We start from the raw sequence: 20,789 nt of genomic DNA on the forward strand, positions 1-20,789 counted from the left end.
AGTTATGCATTCGCAAGCATTGAACCTAGTAAACAGACTCCTTCATAATAAGAGAAAAGGACTCTCTTTACCGTCTTTTATGATGCCTGATTAAAATTCAAGAACTTTTTTCGCAGTTTCAAGAACGTCTTTATGGTTTGGAAGCCATACGCTCTCAGCAAGCGAGAAAGGAAATACTGTATCAGGCGCCGCAACACGCAGAACCGGAGCTTCCAAGCTCAGAATCGCGCGGTCATTGATTTCAGCTACAACGTTGGCAGCGATGCCGGCTTGTTTTTGAGCTTCTTGCACGACAATTGCGCGGCCTGTTTTTTCAACAGAAGCAATAATCGTATCAATATCAAGCGGACTTACAGTGCGAAGGTCGATAACTTCAGCAGAAACGCCTTCTTTTTCAAGCTCTTCAGCAGCCTTAAGCGACTCATGAACCATCGCGCCGTATGTGATGATAGAAAGGTCAGTACCTTCGCGTTTCACATCAGCTTTGCCAAGCTCGATTGTGTATTCCTCCTCTGGAACTTCCTGACGGAAAGAACGGTAAAGTTTCATATGCTCTAAGAAAACAACCGGATCATTGTCTCTGATAGAGGCAATCAGCAGTCCTTTTGCATCGTAAGGAGTGGAAGGGATAACAACTTTAATACCCGGCTGCTGAGCGATAAGGCCTTCCAAACTGTCAGCGTGAAGTTCAGGTGTATGAACCCCTCCGCCGAATGGAGAACGGATTGTCACCGGAGAAGTCCAGCGTCCGCCGGAACGGTAGCGGAGACGAGCCATTTGTCCTGAGATTGAATCCATTACTTCATATACGAATCCGAAGAATTGGATTTCCATAACAGGACGGTAATCTTGCAGGCCTAAACCGAGAGCGAGACCGCCGATACCGGATTCAGCAAGCGGCGTGTCAAATACGCGGTCCTCACCGAATTCTTTTTGAAGGCCTTCAGTTGCACGGAATACGCCTCCGGCAACGCCTACATCTTCCCCGAAAAGCAGAACGTTTTCATTGTTTTTCAGTTCTGTGCGTAACGCATCAGTGATTGCTTGAATCATTGTCATTTGCGCCATGGCTTACTTCGACTCCTTCGCTTTGTAAATTTCAAGTTGTTCTTTCAAGTTGAACGTCGGCTCTTCAAACATATTCTCAATCAGCTCTGTTACTTTCGGTTTTGTTTCGCCGTCAGCCTTTTTGATAGCTTGTTTGATTTCTTCTTTGGCCTGTTCAATCACTTTGTTCTCTTCTTCTTCAGACCATAGTCCTTTGTTTTCCAAGAACTTGCGGAAACGTACGAGCGGGTCTTTTTGCTCCCATTCATTTTCTATTTCTTTCGTACGGTATTTAGTCGGATCGTCACCGGACATTGTATGAGGTCCGTAACGGAATGTAAGAGTTTCAATCAGAGTCGGACCTTCACCGTTAATTGCGCGCTGGCGTGCTTCTGCGGTTGCAGCATAAACGGCTAGTGCATCCATTCCGTCTACTTGAACACCTGTAATACCGACGGCAACTGCTTTTTGGGCAATTGTCTGTGCGGATGATTGCTTTTCTACAGGAGTTGAAATCGCATAGCGGTTATTCTGAACAACGAAGATCGCTGGCGCTTTAAATGCTCCGGCAAAGTTCATTCCTTCATAGAAGTCACCTTGAGAAGCTCCTCCGTCACCAGTGTAAGTAATAGCTACCGCTTTTTTACCGCGCTTTTTAAGACCTAAAGCTACACCTGCGGTTTGAATAATTTGAGCACCAATAATAATTTGAGGTGATAAAGCATTTACTCCCTCAGGCATCTGATTACCTTTAAAATGGCCTCTTGAGAACAGGAATGCCTGATGTAAAGGAAGACCGTGCCAAATCAGCTGAGGAACGTCACGATAACCCGGAAGGATAAAATCGTCCTGTTCAAGCGCGAAGTGTGATGCAATTTGAGAAGCTTCCTGGCCCGCTGTCGGTGCATAGAAACCTAAACGTCCTTGACGGGAAAGAGAAATTGAACGCTGGTCTAAAATGCGGATATACACCATTCTTCTCATTAATTCCTTTAACTGATCATCTGAAAGATCAGGCATTGCGTCTTTATTTACGACTTCACCTTCAGCATTTAAAATTTGGAACGTTTCAAACTGCTTATTAATAGCATCAAATTGTTTTTTGCTATCAACAATTGAAGTTTTTGTCTTTGCAGCCATTTTTTAAACCACCTCTTCTTTTGATTTAACAGGGTTAGGATACCGTTTAGCCATCCGTATTAAAAACAGTCTTATCATGCTCTGCAATTCTAAAATTAATCATTCAGAAATTCACATAGCGCTTAAGCAAAGATAATGACGTTTAAACTGTACTAATAAAAAAAGATTTTTTATTAGTACAATATGATCAACAACCATAGTTTACAGTAATTAAACAAAGCCGTCAATTGTTTATAACCTCATTTTGAAACCGCTTATAAAACTTAAGATCATATTGCGCCAAACTGTACTATAAAAGACTTTAAACTGTATTATAAAAATGCTCTACTGTACTATAATTTAAAAAAATTACAAAGAGTAAATTAAGTTATTTAACTTAGGGGCGGGCTTTGAAAAGATGCTCGGGATAAAAACGGGCAGTTAGCAATCGTCCCGCCTGCCGAACAGACGGGACGATGCTTTTGTCTAATTATTCAATACCCGCCCACACGATATTCAGCGGCGTCAGCACGGCATGAGGATGAAACTCGGAAACCGGAGTGAAAAATACATACGTAAAATCTTCGGCTGGATCAGAAAACATGCCGCACCAACCCATTCCAAGATGTGAGAAGGTGCCTTCTGTCATGAAATAATGGTCACCGGCCGGCCACAAATTAATGCCTAAACCAAAGCCGCCTTCCTCTCTGGGCGCTCCGAAGAAGTAAAAAGGAAGACCAGGCTTTATTTGATTTCTCAGCATCGCTTCGACTGTTTTTCTTCCAAGCAGCTTCTTATCTTTCAATCTGCCTTTATTTCTAAACATTTCAGCTAACTTCCAAATATCTCGCAACGAAGAGTACAGACCGCTTGTCGCTTTATTCGGAAAATACGGGTGATGACTTTTTTCCAGCTGTACGCACTCGTGCTCATTGATCACACAAACTTCTTCTTTTAAAGCATCAGGCACATAAAAATACGTTCTTTCTAATCCGAGCGCTTCAATAATATGCTTTGTTACATACTGTTCGTAGGATACGCCTGTTACTTTTGAAATAATGATGCCAAGTATAACAAAACCGGTTCTGGAATAGTTCCATGCTTCATCCACTCCGTACTCCAAAGGCGTACTGACGAGATAGTTTATCCATTCTTCCTCATTCGTTAAGTCAATGCCTTCAGCCTTTTGAATATCCAGCTCAAAACTTAATCCCGCCGTATGAGTCAAAAGGTGCAAAATTTTAATTTCTCCGAAACCCGGTTTATCAAACGCAGACAAAATGAGCTTGACCGGCATTTTCAGATCGAGCAAACCTTTTTCGACGAGCTGCATGACGGCTACAGCGGTAAACACTTTTGTCAAAGAACCGATTTCTCTGATTGTATCAAGCTGAAATGTTTGCTTTTCGTTTTGTCCGCCGGTAAATTCCCCTAACGACTCAGCTGCAAAAACCTCACCTCCTCTTGACATCATATAACTCGCACATTGCAGAACTCCATTGTCTATCATCGTCTGATAATGGCTGTTAAGAGCGTTAATTTGTTTCATATCAAATGCCGGATTGCTTATTGTTTGTTTCATTGTTTTCTCCCCCTGTACTGTATGTATCGTTTTCATCCTTTACTTACCGATTTCTTGATGAATTCTGACACCGCTTTATTAAATTCTTCCGGATGTGTGATGTTCGGAAGATGCCCCGCTCCCTTAATTTTCTTTAATTCTGCATTGCTCAGCAGTTTCCGCAGCCTTTTTGTTTCTTTCTGATCAACTACGCTTTCCTTCTCACCTGTAAGGATAAGCGTTCTTGTATGAATGTCTTTTAAAAAGCCGATTGTAGAATAGCCTTCTTGTTGATGTATCTTCATAAAACGTTCAATAGAAGCATTTAAGAATTGATTACTGTATAAACTTTCATATTCATGCGACTTTCCTATAGCTATAAAATCATTTTTCAGTTTTTCCTCGACACTGCTTTCAGGGTCTTCTTCGTATTCGGTGTAACTTCCGGAAAGAATGAGTGTTTTTACTTTTTCGGGGTATTCATAGGCTATCCTCTGCCCTATCATGCCTCCCCAAGAAGCAGCCGCAATGTGGATCGGCCAAGCAACCCCTATCTCGTTCAGCACTTCGATAAAAGTCTGAGCCAGCCCGCTCAGTGTAAAATCGGCGCTCCCCTCACTCAGCCCGTAACCCGGTGTGTGTATGACAATTACATTAAATTGATCTGCCCACTCCTTCATTTGTTCTTTCCACATGTAAGCAGTGGTAGCGAAACCGCAAATCAGTAAAATTGTTTCGCCCTTACCGCTCATCAATATTTCCATATGCCGGGCATTTTCTGTGTTTGCCAGAAAATGAACGGTTTCCGTTTCTTCTGTCTGGTAAAAAGCGATGAGTTTTTTTGCGGCATCGCTTTGATCGTGCTGAAGGGCTCCTTTCTTCAGTCTGCTCCAATAATGCAAATAATCGTCGAGATGACGATTGGAGGCCGTGCCGAGTATTCGGAAAGGACTTTCAGCTTCTTCCGTAACGAACGACGAAGCATCAAAATCGGCTGCAAGCGCTGAATCTCTTACTAGAGGCGGTGCTGAACGGGCGGATAACGGCTTGAAATCGTTTTGTATTTTTTCTTTTTCCCCGTATAACACGATCAGCTGGTGGGCTTGGCCGAGAAGCGAGTGTTCAAATGCTTTGATTCCGGCAGTATTTTCTAATGGGTGAAGTCCGTACTCCATTTTCATAATATCTTGAACACCGGGATCAACTGACATGCCTCCGTCTTTCCAGAAAGGCCAATTTACAGCGATAGTTTTTCCTGATCTTCCCCCCGCCTTTCTCATACATTCCCTCCACTCGGCAAAATGCTCCAGAAAACGATTGGCGTAGGCGTAATCGGCTTGACCCAGACTTCCGATTACTGAGGAGATGGAAGAAAACAAAACAAAAAAGTCTAAAGGCATATCTCTGAGCGCTTCATCCAAATGAATCACACCATTGACCTTTGATTGCAGCACCGCTTGAGCTTCCGCTTCTGTTTTATTCATAATGAGGGAGTCTTTTAACACGCCTGCACTGTAAATGACCCCGTTGATTTCGGAATAATCAGCATGAATTTTTTCCGCTAACTTGATTACCTGCTGCTTATCTGACATGTCAGCCTGAATATAAGAAATGCTTGCCCCGTCATAGCGGATGCTGTCTAATTTTTCTTCCATGTCTGCTGTCATTTTCGATCGCCCGGCAATGATAACGCTGGCTCCGTGATTTGCATAAAGAAACGCTGAAATAATCCAGCCGATGCCGCTTAACCCTCCGATGATGAGATACACCCCGTTTTTTGCAAACTTTGCGGCCTTTTGTCCTGTTTGCAGCGAAGCGTCTTTATATGCTGTCACCCACCTTTTTTGATCGCCGTCATATTTCACAGCCTGATGATGTCCGGCACTTAATTCATTGAGAAGCAAAGGTGCTTTTTTAATGGTTTGTCTTGAAGAAATCTCAACCGTTTTACACTTTATATTCGGCTGCTCCGCATTCAGCGTTTTAAAAAAGCCTCCAATCGCGGCGTAAACCGGATTTGTATATTGACCCTTGTCATGTACGTACAGAATGTTGATGTTTTCTTTTACTTTTTGATGGATCAAAGCTTTGCTCAAATAAAGAATTGAATAAAAGCTGTGAGTCAGATCTAACGCTGCCTCAGTATAAGCTTTTTTTGACAGGTAATGAATGATTGACGCCGGAAACGCTCCGGACTTTTTCAAATCTTCTAACAGTCTGGTGTAATGAGCAGACTGCTCCGGATTAAATTTATAATGCTTTTCATTTACCATTTCATATTCATCGGCGGCTTCCGCATAAATAACATTTTCACTGCCGATGTACTTTCGGATTTCATCACTCAATGAACTGTCGAAATCGAAAATCAATGTATTTTCCTTAGGTACTTCTCCGGACTTTAATGGCGATTCTATCCATTCTTTTTGTAAATACAAAGATTCAAGCATCGGCTTTTCAGACGGCTCTTTCGTTTGCGTTTTTTCTTTAAAAGCTGCGGCCGGCGTATTACGCACATCATATTTTTCTTCTAAATAAGCCGCTAAATCATGAATATTGTTATAATCAAAAAGCAATGTCGGATACAATTGTGTATCCAATCTTTCCTCGAGAATTTTCGATATATGCAGCAGCTGTTTTGAGTCAAGACCCATTTCGTAAAAAGATTGGTGTTTGTCCGCTTTATTTGGCGGTGTGTTTGTAACCTCTCCAATAATGGATGACAGCTCATCTGTTAATGTTTTATGACTGTCTTGGTGCTGAACTGTAACAGAGATAGAGTCTGTAATGTCGGCTCCGTATTTCTCCTGCAGATATTCCGTCAATTCACCGATTGTGGAGTAATCAAATAATAAAGTCGGGTACAGCTTTGTATCTAACATCAGTTCTATTTTTTTGGATAAGTCTAATAATTGTTTAGAATCCAAGCCCAACTCATAAAAGGAAATATCATTCTTCACTGTTTCAGCAGGTTTTTCAATCATGCCGGCTATCTCTTGGATCAAATTATTTCTGATCATTTCATTATTGTTCGTTGCGCTGCCGACCTCTTTACCTTTTTGGGAATGCTCCAGCCTTTGTATTGATTTTTCATTTCTGACTCTTTTCACACCGAATCGCTCATAATAAAAAGCAAGCTCTCCATCAGGTCTGTATACTTCTATGTCCGCATATAAAATGTCTTTAGAAGGCGGCTGCGTTATACTGTTTTTATCAATATACACAAAACAAGACCCAGTTGTTTTATGCAGTGCCCGGAATGTCTCAATATATATAGGGATAAACGCATTTGTTCCTTCATCCGGCAAGTCTGATGTAAGGATTCCCAACAAGCTGAGAGACCCATCCAAAAATGCGGGATGCATGTAAAAGTCATCTGTATATTCTTTTGAAAGTCCGCTTAAACTGACCTCTCCCAGAATATAATTTTCACCTTCATATACCGTACCTTCCAATTTCATAAAATCTTTATGAATCAGGCCGCCCCTGCGCAAATTACGATAGGCGGCTTCAGCATCCGAAATCCGGACGGCCCCTTTCTTTAATGCTTCGATTGAAATTGTCTTTTCGTTTATCGCATTTTTTCTTATGATTTCCGCCTGCAAGTTGACTGACGCTTCACCTTCCGCCTTTTCAGCGACCCATTTCCTGCTTGTTGTTTCAACAAGCCAGCCGTTTTCTTGTTCCGTAAACTGGAAGGTGACTTTTTTAGCAAAATGGACTGACGTCGCAACAGGTTCACGGAATAAAACATGTTTGATTTCAAAACTTCGGGGTGATATCCCTTTCTCAGCTAAAAATCGTGTTATTAAATCCAGATACGTTACGCCGGGTATCGTACGCACTTGATGAAGGACATGGTCTGAAACAATATAATCGTCATGTTTGACTAATACGCTGAACCTCATGCAACTCGACAACCTTTCTTCTTTTACAAAGTAAAGAAACAGAGCAGGTGCTACTCTGTTTCATCAATAATTTCAAGAAGCCGTTTTTTATTCTGTTTGATTTGTTTTTTCCGATTTGAATCCGGCCAGTACTCTTTTCTGACAAACTCGGCAGGCGGCAGCGGAGTTCTGACGGAATGATATGAATCATCCAGGCCGCTTACCAAAAGGTGGGCGTTTGTTCCGCCAAAACCGAAAGCGCTGATGCCCGCCCACCGTTTTCCATCTTTCCAGCTTCTCAGCTCTGTATTGGGATAAAAAGGCGACTTTTCAAATTCAAAGCGGGGATTTGGCGTTTCACAATTCAATGTAGGCGGAATTTCCTTATGCCATATTGATAAAATCACTTTAATGAAACTTGCCGCTCCGGCAGCGCTTAATAAGTGTCCGATATTGGTTTTTACACTTCCTACTCCGCAAAATTGCGTTTTGTTTGTGTCTCTTCGGAATACTTTTGTCAGAGCCTGTAGCTCAATCGGATCTCCAATCATCGTGCCTGTGCCGTGAGTTTCGACGTAGCTGACTGATCCGGGAGTGATATCGGCTTTTTCAAATGCATCTTGAATAACCTGCTCTTGAAGCTTAGGATTCGGGGTCGTAATTCCCATTGTCGCACCGTCGTTATTAATAGCTGATGCTTCAATGATACCGTATATCCGATCTCCGTCAGCTTTCGCTTTCTCCAGCGGTTTTAACAGAACAGCGCCAAAACCCTCTCCGGGTACAAAGCCGTTTGCCCTTTCATCAAAAGTAAAACACTGACCGTCCGGCGAAAGAGCTCCTCCTTCTGTTAACATCAGGTAAGGAATTTCATCCAAAAGCAGATCCGCCCCTCCTGCCAGCGCCATCTCTGAATCACCGTTTTTTATGCTTTGGCAGGCTAAATGAATGCTGACTAATGAAGAAGAACAAGCGGTATCAGAAACCATGCTTGGACCGTGAAAATTAAAGAAATGCGACACATGTGAAGCAATAAAGTTTTGACTAAGCCCGACGATGTGGCTGCTGCTTTCTTTCGGCAGTTTGTGACCGTAGCCGCCCATTCTGGAACCGACAAATACGCCGACTTTTTTTCCCGATAATTCCGTTTCTTCATAACCGGCATCCCGTACAGTCTGTACACTCGTTTCTAAGAAATGTCTTATCAGCGGGTCCGTTTGGATGGCTTTCTCCTCTTCCATGCGGAAATACTCCGGATCGAAGCTGCCGATCCCATTGATAAACCCTCCCCATTTGCTGATGCTTTTTCCCTTTTGCTGCACCGGAGAGTAATTTTCTTCTATATTCCACCGGGAATCAGGTACTTCTTTAATATGATTCTTCCCTTTTCTCAGATTGTCCCAAAATTCCTCTTTATCAGCCGCTCCAGGGAACTTACATCCGATTCCGATAACAGCTATCTTTGCAGAGGAAGCCGTCTGCGGTTCTGTATTTCGGCTCGTCACAGACTGCATTTCTTGCTGATTGCTGCTTTGAGAATCAGTCTGTTCGATTTGTTTTTTCAACGGCGGCGCCGTCTTACCGATATATTCCGCAAGACCATGAATCGTGTTGTGTTCAAGAAGCACAGTAGGGTCAATTTTTTTCTGAATCATTGCTTCTATTCGATGTATAATGCTGACAAGAAGTATAGAATCCACACCGTATTCCTGAAAATCCGTATGTGGGTTAAGCTTTTCAAGGGGAATGCTCAATTCCTCGGCAAATACGGCAGAAAGTTCACTGACAAGCCCTTCTGAACGATCAAAAGTGTCGGGAGTCTCCTGTCTTCGGACTGGCACCGAAGCTCCGCCGGTTTTATTGATGTTCAGGAGACTGTCTGCATGAAACACTGTTCCTTTTTTCACGATAGGAATGATATTGGCCGATTTTCTCTCCAGTGCATGATACAAAATCGCCAGTCCTTCCCGTGTGGAAAGAGAGTCCAATCCCAATTCATCATATAAAGGACTCGTCACAGTACCCATTCCGACTTCTTTCCAGCTCGGCCAATTGATGGACGTGAAATACGTTCTCCCCTTTTGAAAATGATAAGCCGCGAAATAGTCCATATATGCGTTTGCAGACGCGTAATCAGTCATTCCTTTCGACAGTTTGGGTGACTGTGCAGCAATTGATGAAAATAGAATAAAGAAATCCAGCGGCCTATTATTAAAAATCCGCTCCAAATTCTGAAGTCCAGTGACTTTCGGCCCGTACACCGTCTTAAATTCACTCATTCTTTTATGAATAAAGGCCGGATTTCCGCCGCTATGCAGTCCGGCACAGTGTATGACACCGCTTATATCTTTAAATTCAAGGCTTACTTGGTGAAAGAATGAACGCAGCTTCTCTTCATTTGTGAGAGAACCGCTGTAATACAGATAGTTGACACCTTTCTCTTCAAAACTTTGAAACAGTTTTATATTGCTGACTGTCTTTTCGTCCTGTCTGCCCTCTTTCAGCAAATGATCCCATTCACTTCGCAAAGGTAATGGACGCGTACCCGTCAGCACGAGTTTTTTCACTCCCCGTTTCACCAAATCTTCAGCTATTGCTCTGCCAATGCCCCCTGTCCCGCCGGTAATCACGATGGCTTTATCCGCAGGAAATGAAACAGGCCCGCCGGTATGGATTCTTTCTTCTTCAAAATACGGAACATATCTGATGCCGCTGCGGTAGCATACTTCATTCTCTGCGGTATATTGCGCCCTTTCATTCTCAAAGATTTGTTTCAGCTCATGCGTTTCTTTCATGCTGTCTATATCTATTGTTTTCACATGAACAAAGCCGTATTCCGCAGAAAGGGCTTTCAGAAAAGCCGCTGATTCTGCCCCCGTCAGCTTTGGTTTTTCCGCTTTAAATACCTGCAAGCCATTGGTGATTTGTAAAATGGATAATGGTGTTTCCTTTTTACTCCTCTTAATTATTTCTTGTATAAATAAGAATTTACCATATGGGATGCCGTTCTGATTTTCACTCTGGTTTCCGATATCTGAGAAATCAAATATATTTTCGACCTGCCGCTCACCGCCCGAGAAGATCTCACGGATAACGTCGTATGCGTGGTTTTCATCTAATAAAGAACACTCAAACATTTGATCAGAGTGTTTTATAAATGAAGAGTGATGTTTTATGACAATCAGATTCTCCTGATCTATATCCGAACAAATGGTGCGGGCAATTGATTCTGTGTCTTGATTTACAAATGCTACTGTCAGTCCGTACTCTTTTGTTTCGGATGGATTTACAAACGGATTCTCTCTCCATTTTTTTTGCAAGTGATGTTGAAAGGAATGTTGAGGGATCTCTGTCTTCTCAGTCCTGGACGGAACCCAATAACGTTCTTTCGCAAACGGATAAGTCGGAATTGAGATCCGTTTACCCGGCTGCTGTAAATGTTGGTGAACAGATTTCCAGTCGATATCCGCCCCCCAAACCCATAATTGAGCCAGCTTTTCCGCTTCACCGTTCTCAATAATGGTCTTTACAAACAATTCACCTGCTCTGCCTTCCGTTAACGCCTTCATTTTTTCAGCAAATGCATCTGCTGATTGCTGATTAACATATACGCCTGGAACTTGCTTGTCACCGCGGCAAAACTCAAATAATTTATCCTTAATTTCTTTAAGAGAGGTACCGGTAATCGCCGCTCTGGCCTCCATCGCTTCTCTGCCCGATTGTGTAGTGTAGGCCAGATCCCGTAAAACGACGCTTTCCGATTGGCCGGCTTCCATCACTTCATTCGGGAACAGGTTTCTTATCGCTCCGGCATATTCCTTCAATAAGTATTCAGTAACCGCTTGAATGGAGGGGCAATCAGTTAATTCATACATCGTGAGTTCAATATGAAACATTTCGTTAATAAAATCCGCCATCCGGCTTAATTCCAAAGGCCCTACGCCAAATTCACTCAGGTGATCAGCAATATTAATTTCTTCCGGATGGATATGAAGCAATTCCGAAACAAACGGTTTGAGTACTTCATTCACCTTTTCTTTCATATCAGGCTGTTTATCCTTTACTTCAGGACTTAGTGAACGTTGAATAAAATCTCTCATGTTTTCGGCATACTCAAGAAGACGTTCATTGTCTTTAGCAGATAACAGGACAATACGCGGTTCATTCTCAACATGTTCTGTTGAGACGTTTGTTTCTTCATATTCTTCTATAATGATATGAACATTCGTTCCTCCCGCTCCGAATGAGCTGATTCCCGCTCTTCTCGGAACAGTTACTGTTTTTCCGTTTTCCTGCAGTTTCGGTTTCTTCCAGTCTTGCAATGACCGCTGTACATAAAAGGGAGATGCTTTAAAATCAATATTTGGATTCAACGTCTCCGCATGTATGGAAGGAAACAGTTTTTTCAGTTTCATTTGCAAAAGAACCTTTGTCAAACCGGCAATTCCCGCTGCGGCCTCAAGATGGCCGATATTTGATTTGACAGAACCGATGGAACAATATTGAGTGTGCTCCGTAAATTCCCGAAACGCTTTTGTTAATCCGGTGATCTCAATCGGGTCTCCCAGAGAAGTTCCCGTTCCGTGAGCTTCAATATAACTAATTGTACGAGGATCAATACAAGCTTTCTGAAGCGCGTCCTGTATCAGTTCAGACTGACCATTCGGATTAGGAACCGTAAAACCGTTTGTTCTTCCTCCGTGATTGACCGCTGTCGCTTTAATCAGCGCATAAATATGATCTCCGTCCCTTACCGCTTCCGCCGCCGGCTTTAAAAGTACGGATCCCACTCCTTCTCCCGGTACATAACCGTCACCGCCCTCGCCGAATGTACGGCATCGGCCATCACTTGCAAAGAAGCGGCTTTGATTTAATAATGTATATTTATTCGGATGAAGCGTAAGATTGACCCCGCCCGCAACAGCAAGTGTGCTTTCTCCTCTTCGTATACTTTCACAGGCTAAGTGAATGGCGTTAAGAGAGGAGGAACACATTGTATCAACCGCCATACTCGGCCCCTTAAAGTTAAAGAAATACGATATTCTGTTTGCTATTGCAGAAAATGGAGACCCGACGGCCAGTTCATTTCCTTTAAGTGATTCTTCAACGCCGAAAAATTGATAGCTTCCATATGTGACGCCTGCAAAAACTCCGACCTTTTTGCGGGTCAGATCTGAAGGTTTATAACCCGCATCCTCTATGGTATTGTACACTGTCTCTAAAAAGAGGCGTTCCTGAGGATCTAGAAAAGCCGCTTCTCTCGGTGATATCCGGAAAAATAAAGGATCAAACCGGTCTGGATTTTTCAGAAAACCTCCCCACTTATAGCAGCTTCCCTCCAGCATTTCTTTCCGGTCATCAGGAATTTCGCTTACGCAATCCCGTCCATTCATCAGCACATTCTGGAACTCCCTGATGTTTTCCGCACCCGGATACCTGCCGCTGACACCGATAATGGCTATATCAGCAGAAAGGGGATCGGCCGCAATGTGCTCTTTTGAACCTTCTCCTTCAGAGCGTACCGGCGCTTTTGTTTCCACTGGTTTTCTTTTTGGCTTTTTTTGATATGAGACAAGTTCAGATGTGCCGGCCGGTTTCAGCAGTTTCATCATTCGTTCGCTGTGATGACTCAGGAAATATTCAGCTAACTGAGATATTGAATGATATTCAAAAAATAATGTTTTCGACAATCTGCCGATACTTTGCTCCAGCTTTTTGGTCAGACGCATGATCATCACTGAATCAATGCCGTATTTCTCCAGGTATTGTTTTTCATCTATGAGTGAGGCAGGTAATTTCAACTCTTCGGACATTATATTTTTCAGATAACTGATTATATTTTGTCTTAATTCATCGTTTTTCAAATCAGCATCTTCCTGCTGCTCTGAATGAAAGTTGATTGTGCCGGCACGCATCAGCACATCCTCAATCTTTTCTTTTCGGCCTTTCAGGGCAATCAGCTGTTCAGATGATTGACACAAGCTGTTCTCCAGAGCCTGTATTCCGTCACTGTCATCTAACGGGTCAAGACCGAGTTCCTGTTTCATGTAGGATATTCCTTCATCGTCAATATTCATCCCGCCGGAAGTCCATAGCGGCCAATTGACTGACACTACCCTTCCGGCAGACTCTTTTGCAGTCATAACTGCTGCATACTGATCCAAACAGGCATTGGCGAAAGCATAGTCACATTGGCCGGCTGAGCCGAAGACTGCCGATGTGGATGAAAACAAAACAAGTAATTCAACTTTCATTTTTTTGATTTCTTCCGCCAGCCACAACGTGCCATAAACTTTCGAACCTGTGACTTGATCCATTTCTTCTTTTGTCTTTCTTAAGATAAAAGAGTCACGGAGTACGCCGGCACTGTGAAATACTCCATGTAAGGTGCCGAACTGCTCTTTTGCAAAAGCAAACATCCGTTCAGCATCACTTTGTTTTGAAACATCAGATCGGATATATACAACTGTTGAACCTGAACTTCTTAAATATTCGATCTTTTTCTCCTGCTCTTCAGTTAAATCAGAGCGCCCCGTCAATATGAGGTTCGCTTTCCATTTTTCCGACAGATGTTTTGCCAATATATAACCGAGACCGCCCAGGCCTCCTGTAATCAGATAATTCCCATGATGTTTCAGCGGCTGGGTTAAATCGAATGAGCCGGCTTTATTATAGCTTTTCGTAAAACGTCTGCCGTTTTCATAGCGCACTTCAAAATGGATATCCCGTTTTTCGTCACACTCTCTCTGATATATATCCGCTATTGCTGGAAGAGCGGCTCCCGTACCCTCTGATTGCGTGATATTGATAATCTGATAGTGAAAATTGGGGTGTTCCTGGTGAACGGTTTTCACCAATCCGCCGAGAGCATGATGCAGCGGCAGTTGTTCTTTATTCTCAGTTTGAAAAATATGCGTCAGTTTTATTATCTTTTTCCATTTCAGTTCAATCAGCGCCTGTGTAATATACAGAAGAGAAAACAATCCGTTTTCCAATTGTTTCTGTATACCTCCCTTACTCATGTCAGCCTGAGAATCAGACCACAAGTGAAGAATCTTTTCGGGCAGCTGATAATGATCATAAATGTACCGGAACAGCTTTAGATGATCGTCTTTTTTCACGTGATTCATACAAATCGTATCATCATGTAAAACAGCAAATTCTTTTCCGCGGATAACAAACAAGAGAGTACAGTCCTTAAACAAACCGCTCAATTCTTGTATTTGCCGTTCATTTTCTGCAAAAATCAGGAGCAATCCCGTCAAGGGTACGCTCTTCTTATTCGGAATGAACGATTCTGTCCATTCCGGCTTGTAATAAAAAAGCGGATGGTTCGATGCCCGTGATTTTTGATTCTGAATGGATGTCACACGGGCATAGCCTTCGTCAGCCGATATCTGTCCTGATTGAATCAGATCAAGAATATCGCTGATTTGTTCACGTTTTCCGTTCATCATTCTTCCCCCATTAATTGTTTCAATACAGCCTTCTGATCAATATCATTGGTTTCCAATTGACGCAGGAGACGAATGAGTTCGTCGTCCGTCTGAACAGTGCCTTTTTTATGACCATATCTGAATCTCACATCTCTGCACTCCGCCAGAATGCTTCCGTTTTCATCTGTAAATGTCATATGACACGTTACATCACGGCTGTTCTGCCGGTTCTCTTTTTGAGTATAGACATAAAAATTTTGAGCGAGAGGCTGATAGACATCCGCTGCTCCCATTCCGATCAATTCCGGAAAGGTTTCTCCGCTGACAAAAAACGCACTGGCTTCAATCGCGGACTCAAGCGCTTCGGGAGAGATCGTAAAATTCTCTCTTTTTGCATAAAGCTCATCCGGCAATGAATGAAACGACAGCATTCCGTCACTGTTTTTCGCTGATTCAATGACAAAAGGCGATTCAGCAGGATGTTCAGTCATTTCTGATTTGACTTCAGCAATATCAAGCGCTTCAGGAAGCATACCGCTTTCAGGCTTAACAATATGCGCATTTCCCCTGGCAAGACGTACTTTATTCTCATTTTGTGTGTTTGCATATATGTCAAACCGCGCAAAGTCGCGCTCAGGCGTCAGCGTAATCATCAGTTCCCGTATATCAGTCATTCCGTTCATCCTTTCAGTCCACAATAAATCAGTTAATGTATGAACTGGTTGTCCAAATGCCTCCGCTGCATTGACGATAGCCATTTCAGCCAAAGATGCATAAGGGAAAAAGGACACGTTTCCTTCAGACAGACTTAGTGCGAACGGATGATTACGGCTGATTTTTTTCGTGAAACTGAACTGATTAAAATCGGACGTGTTACTCCCCAAGAAAGGGTGAGTCGGCTTACTCACATCTGTTGAAACAAGCGTTTCCCCTTTTTCCGCTATCCAATACCGCTGTTTGATCAGCGGTTGTCCCGGAATAGAAATCCTGCGAGCATTCCAATTCACCTCAAAAGTCTCCCAATCTATCTTTCTTCCATTTACCCATTTGGATGCTGCTTCGGCGTAATCTGAACAAACGTGAGGCATTTCATTGTGAACTTCTGATTCGAATGTATTACCGGTATAGCTCAAGCTGCTTTTTTCTCCCCTGATATAAGCTGAGAGCTCTTCAGCAATGACCTGCCCGGAATCTGCCACTATCGCCAGCCGTTCTTCCATATGATCGCGTCCCGTCTGAAGTGTATAGGCAATATCCTGAAGACGCAGTTTATGATTGTTATCCTTCGATTCATTTTCTGATAGAAAATCAGCCATAACCTTTGCATATTTTATCAGCCGTTGTTTGTCTTGAGCCGATAAAACAAAGATCACTCGGCCGCTTTGATGATCAAAAGCTTTTGGCGGCTCATACGCTTCCAATATAAGATGCGCGTTTGTCCCTCCTGCCCCAAAAGCGCTTACCCCGGCTCTCAAAGGATGAACAGCATTGCTGTTTTGCGGAATATTCCATTCAGCCGCTTTCCGCTGCACTTGAAAAGGAACCTGATCAAAATCTATAAACGGATTAACAATATCGGAATGCAGAGAAGGAACAAGCTGCTTATTCTTCATTTGGAGAAGCACTTTCGTTACCGCAGCGATTCCTGCCGCAGATTCTAAATGTCCGATATTTGATTTCACCGAACCGATGGCGCAAGGATGATTCAGTTGATAGGAATCTTTCAGTCCTTGAATTTCAATCGGATCGCCTAATGACGTACCCGTTCCATGCGCTTCAATATAATTGACGGTATTCGGATCAATGTCAGCTTTACGAAGCGCTTCTGAAATGACCTCCGCCTGCGCATCCGGATTCGGTATGGAATACCCGCTCGTCTTTCCTCCGTGATTAACGGCGCTTCCCTTAATCACACCGTATATTTGATCTTGATCTTCTATTGCTTTTTTCAATGGTTTTAACAATACGGCTCCGACTCCCTCACCGGGAACATAACCGCTTCCGTCTTTTCCAAAACTCCGGCACCTGCCGTCACTTGATAGAAACTGTCCCATGCTGAGGAACTTATATTTATTCGGATGTATTGACAAATTCACTCCGCCGGCTAATGCCATATCGCTCTCTCCGCAATGTATGCTTTGGCATGCGTAATGAATAGAGGTCAGTGATGAAGAGCACATTGTATCCAGAGCCAAACTCGGACCTTTTAAATGAAAATAATAAGACACCCGATTGGCAATTGAAGAATAGACGGATGCCGGCGAGAAAGCCACTCCATTTTCTTCTCCTTCAAATAGTTGATATTGGCCCCACATTGCACCGACAAATACACCGACTTTCATCTTTTCCAGCATGTTTCTCGGGTATCCTGAGTCTTCAAAACAATTTTTGGCCGTTTCTAAAAAGAGCCTTTCCTGGGGATCCATAAGTTCTGCTTCCCTTGGGGAAATATGAAAGAAAAGCGGATCAAATTGATCGGCTCCGCTGATAAAACCTCCCCACTTGCTGTAAGACTTCCCTTTCATATCTCTGTCTTCGCTGAAGAAATCATCCATATTCCAGCGGTCAGGCGGGATTTCTGTAATACAATCTTTTCCGCTCTTTAAATTCTCCCAAAATTCAGGTAAGTTTTCAGCCATCGGATACTTCCCGCTTAATCCGATAATGGCAATGTCCTCATGCCTTGTATCAGCTGTTTCATTTATTTGGATCTCACGGTTTTCATCCTCCATGAAGGTATCTTGAAGTGCAGATTTCAGTTTTTCTTTGTCACCTTCAAACACTATCAGCTGTGATGCGTTCAGAGAGAGTGAATCTTGAAAAGCTTTGATCCCATTGGTTTTACTAAGAGGAACCATACCGATTTTTTGTTTCATCCATTTTTCAGTTTGTTTATCCACTTTCATGCCGCCGTCTTCCCATAGCGGCCAGCCGATGGCTACTGAGACGCCGGAGCGTTCTTTTTTCCGCCTCATTCCTTCACGCCACTCAGCAAAAAGATCGATGAACCGGTTGGCCAATGCGTAATCCGTCTGTCCGATATTCCCGTACATCGAGCTGCTTGATGAAAACATCACAAAGAAGTCCAAAGGTTCGGTTTGCAGCAAGCTGTCCAATAAGACCGTCCCATTTATTTTCGGAGCGATCACTTCCTTGATTTCATCTTTTGATTTTTGAATCAATAAAGCGTCGTGCGTCACACCGGCACTGTGTATCACACCGTTGATTTCTCCGAATTGCCTTTTAATGGTTTTTATGATTCGCTCTGCATCGCGGCTATCTGAAAAATCACCTCTTATATATTGAACCGAAGAACCGCCTGCTTTCATTCGGCTGATTTTGTTCTTTTTGTCTTCCGTAAGTTCAGAACGGCCCGCTAAAATAATATTGGCTTTTGTTTGGGCTGCGATATGTTCTGCAAATATAAGGCCTAAGCCGCCGGCCCCTCCTGTAATCATGTATACTCCGTTTTCTCTAAAGGAGAAACCTGAGTTTTGAGCCGGTTCCGCTTCCCGTAAGGCACGGACCCAGCGCACATTTCCTTCATAATAAAGATCGGTTTCTCCCGGATGCGCTTCAGTTGATTCGCATCTGATGATTTCAGCTGTGAGATCCGGCAACGATGACTTGTCTGAAACTGATATCCCGATTGTCTTAAGGGCCAGTTTCGGGTTCTCAAGCAAAATAGACTGCCCTGCACCATGGACTGAAGCGTAAAGCGGCTGATCATTTTTATGGTCCGCCGGATAAAGGAAAAGCGATACAACCTTTTTTTCCGCCTTGCTACGCATCAATGCCCGGCTGAAAAAGAATAGCGGGTAAGCCCCTTTAGAAAGCTGTTCATTTATTTTTTCCGGGCTGGCAAATGCCCCTTCCGGCCACCCGTAAACCACGGTGTCGGGCATTTGCCCCCTTTTTTTCAGATCAGCTGCAAGCCTGTCAAAGTGAGCTTCCTCCCTGTGATCTATCTCATAAACACCGTCTCCGTGATAGGAGAAACGATTCCCTGATAAAACGAGAATGATCTGTGTATTTCCGAATCCATTTTCAGCATTTTCCCGCATAAAATGAAAAAGCTCTCTGTCATATTGAAACAGCAGGTATGTTCTATTCTTTTTATTTCCGCAATTTGGGTCCCAAGCGGCAGCCTTTTGTCTCCAATGCGGCGTTAAATAGGTCAGAGCCGTATGATTCTCTGCATGATGAAGAGGGAGGTCTTTTTCAACGGAAGTTTTTTCGCCGCTCTCTGCAAAATAGTTTGCAAGTTTTTGAATCGTCGGATACTCAAACAATAAAGTAGGGTACAGTTCCCTGCCTGTTTTCTCTTCCAATGCCTTTACGGCTTGCATAAGTGTTACGGAATCGAGGCCTTGTTCATAAAAACCTTTTACCACAGAGAGTGTTTCAGGGGCAGTCCCTTTGATATCTGCGATCAGCTGCTGAATGTCTCCTTCTGTTATAAGAGCAGAAAGATTTTCGTTCTTACTTTCTTTCATGTCAGGCTTTTCAGCCGGTTGATTTTGCGTTAAGAAATAATCGGACATTTTTTGATTTTCTTTAATATATGCGGCGAGTTCCCGGATCGTTTTCTGCTCAAACAGGAGTGTAGGATACAGCTGTTCCCCTGTTTTGTTTTCAAGTTCTTTGACAATGGCAAGCAAAGAAGCTGAATCCAGGCCCTGTTCATAAAAACCAATGTCTGTCCTTATGTCACACAGATCTATATCTGAAACCCCGGATATTAATTCTTTAAGGTCTGTCTCGATGTTTTCGCTTCGATTTATGATTGAATCTTTTCTGACCAGGCTGTCTTTTGGCTGAGAAGCCGCTTCAGTTTCCAAACGAGTCTGCTTCAGGTTTTCAATTAAATCTTTTGAGCGAATATGTTTCACAGACAGCCGCGTAAAATAAGCGATCATCTCCCCGTGTGCATCGTACAAACCGTAACTTACTTGGATGACATCCCCTGAATCATGATTTTGGTCTTGCTTCTCTATGTACACATAACACCTGTCTTCCAGGCGCTTCGTCATACGGAAAGATTCAATATGAATGGGAATATACGTTTTCATCCGGCTTGCCGGAGATCCTTGTGTAAAATATTCGGGACATGCCTGATAAAGGATCGATATGATGGTAGACGCATCAAGAAAAGTGGGATGCAATTGAAAATAGCCGGTATATTGATTTGCAATTTGGCTGAGCGTCAACTCTGCAAGTACAGAATGGTCAGACGCATAAACCTTCCCCAGACTCTTCATAAATTCAAAATGCTCTATATCAACCTTTTTTAAATAGTCATAACATATCTCCATATCAGCTTCACGGACGGAGGCATGTTTGATTTCATGGATATGAATTGAACTCATGCTTTCCGGGATTTTCGGCATGAGCCTGCAGTTCATATTCTCATCCCAGCTTTCATCCAGAATGCGGTCATCTTTTACCTTTCTGCTCTTCGCCTGAATTTCCCATCCCTGTTCCAATCCCTGAAAACGGATGCGGATTTCTCTGTCAAAGGTATCCGATGTTGCTACAGGTTCCAAATACAAAATATTCTGACACTCGAGTTCTTCAATAGGCAAACCTTTGCTCAGCGCCATACGGTATATCATATCTAAAAATGTGACACCGGGTATAATCCGGGTGCCATGCACCCGGTGATCCCTGACAATATAGTCCGTATGTTTAATTGTTAATGTGAACTGATAGTTTTGATTACTGGCCACCTGTCTCATTCCT

General features: G+C 43.0%; 6 protein-coding genes. All 6 read right to left on the reverse strand.

What is annotated here, in order from left to right; genetic code table 11:
- Positions 1-90: 90 nt before the first annotated feature.
- Positions 91-1,068, reverse strand: coding sequence for a pyruvate dehydrogenase complex E1 component subunit beta (gene pdhB / locus ACXN9U_RS07290; protein WP_003154528.1), 978 nt, complete (start codon positions 1,066-1,068; stop codon positions 91-93).
- A 3-nt stretch (positions 1,069-1,071) separates the two neighbouring features.
- Positions 1,072-2,187, reverse strand: coding sequence for a pyruvate dehydrogenase (acetyl-transferring) E1 component subunit alpha (pdhA, locus tag ACXN9U_RS07295; RefSeq protein WP_060962879.1), 1,116 nt, complete (start codon positions 2,185-2,187; stop codon positions 1,072-1,074).
- Positions 2,188-2,656: 469 nt separating this feature from the next.
- Entirely contained in the window at positions 2,657-3,748 is a 1,092-nt protein-coding gene (locus ACXN9U_RS07300) for a serine hydrolase domain-containing protein (RefSeq protein WP_060962880.1), read from the reverse strand.
- Positions 3,749-3,780: 32 nt separating this feature from the next.
- Positions 3,781-7,632 (reverse strand): alpha/beta fold hydrolase, encoded by a 3,852-nt coding sequence (locus tag ACXN9U_RS07305; protein WP_489202369.1) that lies wholly within the window; start codon positions 7,630-7,632, stop codon positions 3,781-3,783.
- A 50-nt stretch (positions 7,633-7,682) separates the two neighbouring features.
- Complete coding sequence (locus ACXN9U_RS07310; RefSeq protein ID WP_489202370.1) at positions 7,683-15,065, reverse strand: SDR family NAD(P)-dependent oxidoreductase; 7,383 nt, start codon at positions 15,063-15,065, stop codon at positions 7,683-7,685.
- Positions 15,065-20,776: an SDR family NAD(P)-dependent oxidoreductase gene (locus ACXN9U_RS07315; protein WP_489202371.1), complete on the reverse strand. Its 5,712-nt coding sequence runs from the start codon at positions 20,774-20,776 to the stop codon at positions 15,065-15,067. The genes ACXN9U_RS07310 and ACXN9U_RS07315 overlap by 1 nt, the downstream gene beginning before the upstream one ends.
- Positions 20,777-20,789 lie beyond the last annotated feature (13 nt).

Source organism: Bacillus sp. BACIII (assembly GCF_057836745.1).